The organism is Streptomyces tailanensis (genome assembly GCF_008386495.1).
Taxonomy (GTDB): Bacteria; Actinomycetota; Actinomycetes; order Streptomycetales; family Streptomycetaceae; genus Streptomyces; species Streptomyces tailanensis.
Window position 1 is genome coordinate 1 of the sequence record NZ_VTHJ01000111.1, and the last position, 8,053, is coordinate 8,053.

7 protein-coding genes are annotated in these 8,053 nt (G+C 68.5%); 5 read left to right on the plus strand and 2 right to left on the minus strand.

Features of this window, described 5'->3' with window-relative positions:
• The coding region (locus F3T56_RS43815) for an FAD-dependent oxidoreductase (protein ID WP_342787064.1) at nucleotides 1–1,411 on the plus strand (1,411 nt) is incomplete at its 5' end.
• 25 nt (nucleotides 1,412–1,436) lie between these two features.
• Complete coding sequence (locus tag F3T56_RS43820) at nucleotides 1,437–2,657, plus strand: NAD(P)/FAD-dependent oxidoreductase (RefSeq protein ID WP_246204759.1); 1,221 nt, start codon at nucleotides 1,437–1,439, stop codon at nucleotides 2,655–2,657.
• Between the two features lie 221 nt (nucleotides 2,658–2,878).
• Here the strand turns inward: F3T56_RS43820 and F3T56_RS46760 are convergent, their stop codons facing one another.
• Nucleotides 2,879–3,595 (minus strand): transposase, encoded by a 717-nt coding sequence (locus F3T56_RS46760; protein WP_281291978.1) that lies wholly within the window; start codon nucleotides 3,593–3,595, stop codon nucleotides 2,879–2,881.
• A complete protein-coding gene (locus tag F3T56_RS43830) occupies nucleotides 3,529–4,293 on the minus strand; it encodes a transposase domain-containing protein (RefSeq protein WP_172639459.1) in 765 nt (254 codons plus the stop codon). The genes F3T56_RS46760 and F3T56_RS43830 overlap by 67 nt, the downstream gene beginning before the upstream one ends.
• Nucleotides 4,294–5,060: 767 nt before the next feature.
• Between F3T56_RS43830 and F3T56_RS43835 the strand changes: the two genes are divergently transcribed.
• The 3 genes from F3T56_RS43835 to F3T56_RS43845 form a co-directional block, all read left to right on the plus strand.
• Entirely contained in the window at nucleotides 5,061–6,200 is a 1,140-nt protein-coding gene (locus F3T56_RS43835) for an IS701 family transposase (RefSeq protein WP_246204760.1), read from the plus strand.
• 254 nt (nucleotides 6,201–6,454) lie between these two features.
• Nucleotides 6,455–7,399 carry an NAD-dependent epimerase/dehydratase family protein gene (locus F3T56_RS43840; RefSeq protein ID WP_149831047.1) on the plus strand — a complete coding sequence of 315 codons (945 nt, stop codon included), beginning with the start codon at nucleotides 6,455–6,457 and terminating at the stop codon, nucleotides 7,397–7,399.
• 20 nt (nucleotides 7,400–7,419) lie between these two features.
• Nucleotides 7,420–8,053, plus strand: a 634-nt coding sequence (locus tag F3T56_RS43845; protein ID WP_216373094.1) for a sigma-70 family RNA polymerase sigma factor, incomplete at its 3' end; no start/stop codon positions are given.

The following is an 8,053-nucleotide window of genomic DNA, read 5'->3' on the forward strand; positions in this document are numbered from 1 at the left end:
TCGAGCCGTGGCCGAAGCCATCATGACCACCACAGCGCACCCGAGCAGCGGCATTGTCGTCGTCGGCGGCGGGCCTGCCGCGCACCGCTTTGTGGAGCGGTTGCGCCACCATGGCCACCACGATCCGGTGACCGTGCTCTGTGCCGAGCCCAGCCCCCCGTACAACCGGGTGTTGCTCACCTCCGTACTGGCCGGTGCCCTGCCACCCCGCGCCGTGGTGCTGCCGACTCTGGGCGGTGCCACGGACCTGCGGCTGCGCACCACGGCCATGCGCATAGACCGCCGCCGCCGCCTCGTTCACACCGACGACGGCTCGGTCCATCCCTACCGGACCCTGGTGCTCGTCACCGGCTCCCGCCCGGAGACCCCGGACGAACTGCCCCGCATCGACGAGGTACGTACCCTGCGCACCCTCGCGGACTGCGGCACCCTCCCCGAGGGGCCGGTGGCGATACTCGGCGCGGGTGTCCTCGGGGTCGAAACCGCTCTCGCGCTGTGCAGGGCAGGGCGAGAGGTCGTCCTCGTCCACCGCCGCCCCTATCCGATGAACCGTCAGCTCGGCCCTGACGCCGGGTGTCTGCTCGCCATGAGTCTCGCCGGCCACGGCATCGACGTGCGTACGAACCGCCGCATCGTGGAGTACACGCCGGGCAAGCTGATGCTCGACGACGGTCAGGTGATTCAGGCCAACACCCTGCTGGTGTGCACCGGTGCCGCACCTGACACCAGGCTCGCGCGCCGGGCCGGACTCGCCGTCCGCCGCGGCGTGGTGGTCAACGCCAGGTTGCGCACCTCGGATCCCCACATCCACGCTCTCGGTGACTGCGCCGAACCCCGAGGCGGCAGCACAGGGCTGCTTCTCTCCGCCTGGGACCAGGCCGAGCTGCTGGCGCGTACACTCAGCGGCCGTCCGGTCAGCCGCCGTCCGGCCAAGGCCGCGCTACGGCTCAACGCACCTGAGCTCGACCTCGCCGTCTACGGCTCAGCCGATGCTGCCGCCACCAACTCCGTGACCCTGAGCGCCCCGTCCTCCGGGCGCTATGCCCGGTTGCTGCTGCGGGACGACCGCATCGTCGGCGCTGTGCTGCTCGGGCTCCCCCGGGCCATGGCCAACGTGGGGCTGTTGTACGACCGCGACCTACCGGTGCCGTCCGACCGTCTCGCACTGCTCCTCGGCAGACCCGCGACCTTGGGCGCCGGGGTGGTGGAGCTGCCCGACGAGGCGATCGTGTGTGTCTGCAACGGCGTCACGAAGGCGGATCTGGCGCGGGCCTGGGCCGATGGTGCCCGTGAACTCTCCGAACTGGCCGCGGCCACTCGCGCCACGACCGGGTGCGGCGGCTGTGCCCAGGCCGTGCGGCGTGCCTGCGCGGTACGTCCCCCTGACCGGAACGCATCGGAGCGACTTTGATCAGTGATTGTGGAAGGAACCGCCCGTGACACTCCCCTGCCGTACTCTCGTCCTGGCCGGGTACGGCATGGCCGGCCACCGGCTTGTGGAGACTCTTCGAGCCTCAGACGCGGCGAGCGACTGGCGGATCGTCATCCTGTCCGAGGAACCCCGTCCCGCCTACGACAGGCTCGCCCTCTCCGTATACCTGCAGGAAGGCTCCTCTCGCGCCCTCAGCCTTGCCAGCCCCGACTTTCCGACGCAACCCGTGGTGGACCTGCGTCTGAACACTCGTGTCACGGGCATCGACCGGGTTCGCGGTACCGTCACCACCGCCGACGAGGACACCATTTCCTATGACGCGTTGGTCCTCGCCACCGGTTCCCGGCCCTTCGTACCGCCCGTACCGGGCCACGATCTCCCGGGTTGTTTCGTCTACCGCACCGCCGAAGACGCCGACGCGATCCGCGCCGCCTCCCTCCCCGGCCGTTCCGGTGCGGTCATTGGCGGTGGGTTGCTCGGCCTGGAGGCGGCGAACGCGCTGCGGGTCCTGGGGATGGAGCCTCATGTCGTCGAGGTGGCTCCCCGTCTGATGCCGCTCCAGGTGGACGAGGGCGCAGGCGAGATGCTCGCCCAGCTCATTACCGATCGGGGTGTCCGTGTGCACTGCGATACCTCCGTCGTGGCCATCATCCCCGGCTCTGACGGCCGAGTGGACTCCCTCCTCCTCGACGGGGGCACTGTCGTCCACACCGCTCTGCTGGTCTTCGCCGCGGGCGTCCGCCCCCGGGACGAACTCGCCGCCGGGGCGGGGCTCGCTCTGGGGCCGCGCGGAGGCTTCCTCGTCGATCCCCACTGCCGCACCGAGGACCCGCGTATCTGGGCGATCGGAGAGTGCGCCGCGGTCCGTGGCCGCTGCCACGGCATGGCCGCTCCCGGCTACCGGATGGCCGGCATCGTCGCCGACCAACTCCTTGGTCGTGACAGCGTCCCGTTCCCCGAGAACCCGGACATGTCGGCCAAGCTGAAACTCCTCGGTGTCGATGTGGCAAGCTTCGGCGACGCCCACGCCGAGACCGAGGGAGCCCTTGAACTCGTCTTCGCCGACCACACCGCCCCCACCTACGCGAAGCTGGTCCTGGATTCTGACGCCATGACCCTTCTCGGTGGCGTCCTGGTCGGCGATACCAGTGCCTATCCGGTGCTCCACGCTCTCATCGGCCGCCAACTGACCGCTGTTCCGGAGCAGTTGCTCGCGATGGCATGAGGACGAGCCGGGTCGCGTCCCGCTTCGTGGTGTAAGCGACCCTGCTCGGCCGGTTCCGGAAAGCCGCGCGCCGGCCACGCCGCAGGGGCATGGCTCCCTTATCGCGTCCGGCTGACCTGCCGTCAGCGACACGAGCGGCCCCGAGCCGCGTCGATGCGGCGGTGACCTGCGCATTCCGGGTAGTTGATCGGCTACACCACTTGGCGGCAACACCGTTGCGTTTACCTGTTGGCGCCGTCGTCAAGGTACCCGTTCTTGATCACCTGGGCGTCCAGTGTGTACGCCTGGACGGTGCGCGGATGGTCACCTCGCTTGAAGGTGTACTTGCTCGCTGACTTGCGGAAACGGGCCTTCACGCGCCAACGGGGGTGTTCGGGCAGGAGGTTGTCCAGCACGGCGCGCCCGATCGCTCCGATCAGCGACACGGCGTCGGCGGTGGCGATGCCCCGGGCGGCGATGATCTGGTCGGCGGCGGCTTGGAACAGGACGGTGAAGCTCACGCGTTGCGCGGACACGCCCTCACTGGCGATCGTGACGTCACCGGCCGCCCGGATCAGCGTCTGGTAGGCCGTCAGCAGGGCGAAGATCTCCTGCTCAAGGCCGGGGACGCTGCGTGAGCGCAGCACCCGCTGGTCGAGGATCGTGGACTTCAGCGAGAAATAGCAGGTCTCTGCCTGCCACCTGCGGTGATAGAGCGCGAGCAGTTCCGTGGCGGGGTAGCGGTCGGCGTCGAGCAGACTGGTCAGCAGCCGCCACAACTCGGTGCGCCGGGTGCCGTCGGCGAGGGTGATGGTGATCCCCGCCTCGACCACCCGCACCTCAAGCCGCTCATATCCCCGTCCCGCCCGGTGCTCGCGGCTGAGGATGGTGGTCAGGTAGGAGCCGTCAGGCAGGGCGTGGCGCAGGGTCGGCCGCCGTTTCCTGGTGGAGCGCAGCAGGAAGTCGGCTCCCGTGTCCGAGACGCCTGCACGAAGTCGAACGCGTCGTAGTAGGCGTCGGCCAGCAGGAGCATCGAGGCGTCCAGGCAGCCCAGCAGGCGGCGGGCGTAGGTGAGTTCGCCGGTGTGGTCGGGGCCGAAGGCCGCGTCCAGCAGGGCCCGCGTCCCGCACTCCGCGATGGCCACCAGGCGCACCAGCGGGTAGCCGAACGTACGGACCTTCCCGATGTGCTTGCGGTAGTACCAGGTCACCGCCTCCTCGTCGGGAGCGGACAGAGTCGTGCCGTCCACGGCGACCAGGCGCAGGCCCCGGTAGAAGGTGCAGGACTGGCCGCGGTCGGCGACCGGTCCGGACAGAATCGCGAACAGGCGGCGCAGCGGTGCGCTGCCCACACGGCGCCGGGCCCGTGACAGCGACGAGGCACACGGGCGCGCCACGGGCACGGCGTCGAGTCCGGCCGTGAGCTTGTCCCACACCGCCCGGTAGGACGACCGCTCGAAGAAGGCGAAGGCGAGCACGAAGTACACCACGACGCGCGCCGGCAACAGCCGCAGCCTCCGCTCCCGCGCACCCGTGTCCTCGAGTACCGCATCGACCAGTTCGGGATCGATGATCTGCGTCAACTCGCCCAGATGGCCGGGCGCGTACACATCCGGGACTGTCGCCCCGGGCTGGATGCTGCCAGACTTTCGCGACAACGGGACCTCCGGATTACTCGTCCCCGGACTCGACACCACGGGGACTACCAGAGGTCCCGCCCCCTTGACAGGGCACGCGCAGCCCAAACGCAACGGTGTTGCACTTGGCGGGACGCCATCACGAGCGGCATGTCGGGCCCGCTGTTCTCGCATGTTCGCGGGCGTGGCGGGACCTGTATGGCCCTCGGCTGCGGTGTCCCTGCCCTTCCCCTGGCGCGCCGCGCCCTCCCGGAGACTGTTCCCTGGTGAGCATGCCTTCCCGAGCCGTGCCCGGTACCGGCCGGCCGCTGTCCGAAATGATGCCGTGTCGCCTGGGCACCATCCAATGGCACAAGTGTGTTGCCTGGGCATCTGGCCAGGGGCAGGCAGGTAGCAGGAGCCTTAAAGCGAGCACTCCAGCCACGGTCAGGGGGAGCCGGCTCGCCGACAGGACACAGCCGCAAAACCTTTACCGCGTTCGCTGTCCGCTCCGCCAGGCGAGAGCCACCGGGCATACCTCCGCCGGGGCGGCGGTGAGGTTCGCCGATTCCGCGGCTGCGGCGTCGTGACAGGCATGGGCACACCACGAAGGCGAGCTCCTCCAGGGCGGCCCGTCCAGATTCATGGTCGTGCCACCAGAACCGTGCCGACCTCACACCAGCTGTAGATGGCGCAAAAAGCGCAGTGACCGCCATCCGCAGCTCGGAACCACCGGTCAGACGCAAGGGGCAAGAGAACTGATGAACGGTACTGCCACGTCCACGCTGTGCTCGGACACACACGAACGAATGCTCGACAAGTTGAGCGCGTCGTTATTCACCTCTCTGCGCCGTAGCGACCAGCGCGAGAAGGGCATGAAATACATCAGGGGTCTGCTGCTGGCGAATGGGCGCAAATCAATCCGGAACATCGCCTCTCTGGTCGGCGGGCAAGCCGCGGAGCAGAGCCTTCATCATTTCGTCTGTGCCTCCACATGGGGCTGGGCCCCGGTGAGGCGGGAACTGGCGCACTTCGTGGTGGGCGCCAGGCCCCCCTGGGCCTGGGTGGTCAGGCCGGTGGTCATCCCCAAGGCCGGGGTGAACACCGTGGGGGTGGACCGGTGTGAATTACCCGATTCGGGGCAGATGCGAGGCGCTCAGCGAGCGCTCGGCGTCTGGGCCGTCTCCGGCGACATCGCCAGTCCGGTGAACTGGCGGCTCCAGCTGTCCAGCGCCTGGGTGGACAATGCGATCCGCCGGAACCGGGTGTCGATACCTGACCATGCGGGGGCGGAGACGCTGACCGAGTGCGGCGTCAACGCCTACGTCGAAACGTTGAGTTGGGGGTTCCGCCCGCTGCCTGTGATCATAGATGCCTGGGAAGGGGACGGCCTGGCCCACATGGAGAAACTCCGTGCCGCGGGGGCCCCCTTCCTGCTCCGGGTAAACGGGGACGTACGCCTTTCCGTGCCTCACGCCAAAAGGTCCGATCGGCGGCGGGGCGAGCCCGCTCAGCAGATCATGGAAGCCGCAGGGTGGGCGCGGCGCCCGGTGGCATGGACGGATCCCTCTCTTGGCGGCGGCATCCGGGAGGGGCTGGCCGCCGGGGTCCAAGTCGCCGCGCCGCTGGAGGCCCCATGGGCCGGCTCCCGGGCACACCGCGAAGATCTGCTGCTGATGGGCCTGGGGGGGAGGGGCGCGGGCAACCCGTGGCCCCAGGAATTGTGGCTGACCAACCTGCACTCGGCACGTTTGGGTGACCTGGTGCGGCTGAGCAGCCTGACCCGGCGAGTGGAGCGGGACTTCGACGAGATCGGGGACCGGGTCGGCCTCAAGGACTTCACCGGCCGCTCGTTCGGTGGATGGCACCGGCACATCACCCTCGCGTCCGCCGCCCACGCCATCGTCGCGATGTCTCGTGAGCGGCCGAAGGTGCAACGTACCCGATAGCGGGCGCCCCGATGACGCCCCCGCGATGAGTGCCTTTCGCGGCGAAGGCAAAGACCTTCGGCGTGGTTCATCACCACCGCGGGGAGAGCGCTCTCGCCGAATGCGGGTGGAGCCGCGCGTGAAATACCGCGGTCGCCTTCGAGGACAAGTTTGTGATCTACATCACAGCGTGAAGCTGTCACAGCCATGGCCGGTCGCCCGTCCATTGGTTGTGGGTTCCCGAGATCCGGGATCAGACATTTCAAGGAGGGGTTATGCGTGTACTCGTAGCCGGTGCCACTGGAGTAATCGGCAGGCAGTTGGTTCCGCTGCTCAAGTCGGTCGGACAAGACGTCATCGCGCTCGCACTTGCCGACCCCAACGGCGTGCTGGAGGGGTCGGGTGCCGAGGTGGTGATGGCCGACGCGCTCGACCGCGCCGCGCTCGAACGCGCTGTGGTCGAGGCCGCCCCGGACGCCGTTGTCAACATGCTCACGGCGATTCCCGCCGCCATCGACACAAAGAATTTGGACAAAGAGTTCGAGACGACCAACCGGCTGCGCACCGAAGGGGCGCGCAATCTGCTGGACGCCGCGAAGAAGGCCGGCGTGCGACGCATCATCGCCCAGGGGTTGGCCTACGCGTACAACCCCGACAGTAAGGATCTCGCCAACGAGGACACTCCGTTCTGGTTGGAGCCGCCCGCGCAGTTCGTGCCGGTCCTGGCCGCACTCAAGGAACTGGAGCGCCTCACCCAGGAGGCAGGCGGGCTAGTGCTGCGGTTCGGGCACCTGTACGGTCCGGGGTCGGCGTACGCTGCTGACGGTTCCTTCACTCAGGGGATCAAGGCCGGGTACGTCCCGCTCGTGGACGGTGGGCATTCCACTTTCTCCTTCACGCATGCCCATGACGCGGCCACCGCCGTGGTGGCGGCGCTCGACAAGACCGTCACCGAGCCCTTGAACGTGGTGGACGATGACCCCGCTCCGATGAGCGAGTGGCTCCCGGTGGTGGCTGAACTTCTCGGGGCGGAGAAGCCGCAGAGCGTATCTTCGGCCATGGCCGCGGAAGCGGTGGGCGAGTGGGGCGTCGCGTACATGACCCAGCTACGCGGAGCCGACAACTCCCGCGCCAAGCTGCACCTTGACTGGCGGCCCCAGTACGCGAGTTGGCGCATCGGCTTCGCCGATGAGCTCATGGGCAAGGGCATTATCGCGTAATTGACCGCAGGGAGGACGGAATGGGGTACTCAGTTGAGGAGTTCGAGCGACTGCGTCCCGTGCTGCTGGGGCTGGCCTATCGGCTGCTCGGCAGCGTATGGGAGGCGGAAGACGTCATCCAGGACGCTTTTCTCCGTTGGATGCGCACCGACTCCGAAGAGATACGAGAGCCCCGTTCCTTCCTGGTGACCGTGGTGTCGAGGCTCGCTCTCGACAAGCTGAGACTCGCCAGGGCCACCCGGGAGGTCTATCCGGGGCCCTGGCTGCCCGAGCCGGTGACGGCTGGTGAGCTCGGACCGCTGGACACCGCCGAATTACGTGACACTGTCTCCTACGCCACGGTGCACATGCTGGAGCGACTGTCACCGCCCGAGCGCGCGGTGTTCATCTTGCGTGAGGCGTTCGGCATGCCGTACCCGGAGATCGCGGAAATCGCCGGACTCTCCACGGTCGGCTGTCGTCAGATCCACCACCGGGCGCGGTTGCGCGTGCTGGACGGGCGCGACCGGTTCCGTGCCTCCCCGAAGGAGCACGCCAGGCTGCTCACCCACTTCCTGGACGCCGCACAGTGCGGTGACCTGGCCGCTCTCACCGACCTGCTGAGTGAAGGCGTGACCGCCTGGAACGACGGTGGCGGCAGGGTACGTGCGGCAC

Coding starts and splice junctions, on each gene's coding strand:
- F3T56_RS43835 (WP_246204760.1), top strand. CDS start 5,061: ATGCTCGACAAGTTGAGCGCGTCGTTATTCACCTCTCTGCGCCGTAGC.
- F3T56_RS43840 (WP_149831047.1), top strand. CDS start 6,455: ATGCGTGTACTCGTAGCCGGTGCCACTGGAGTAATCGGCAGGCAGTTG.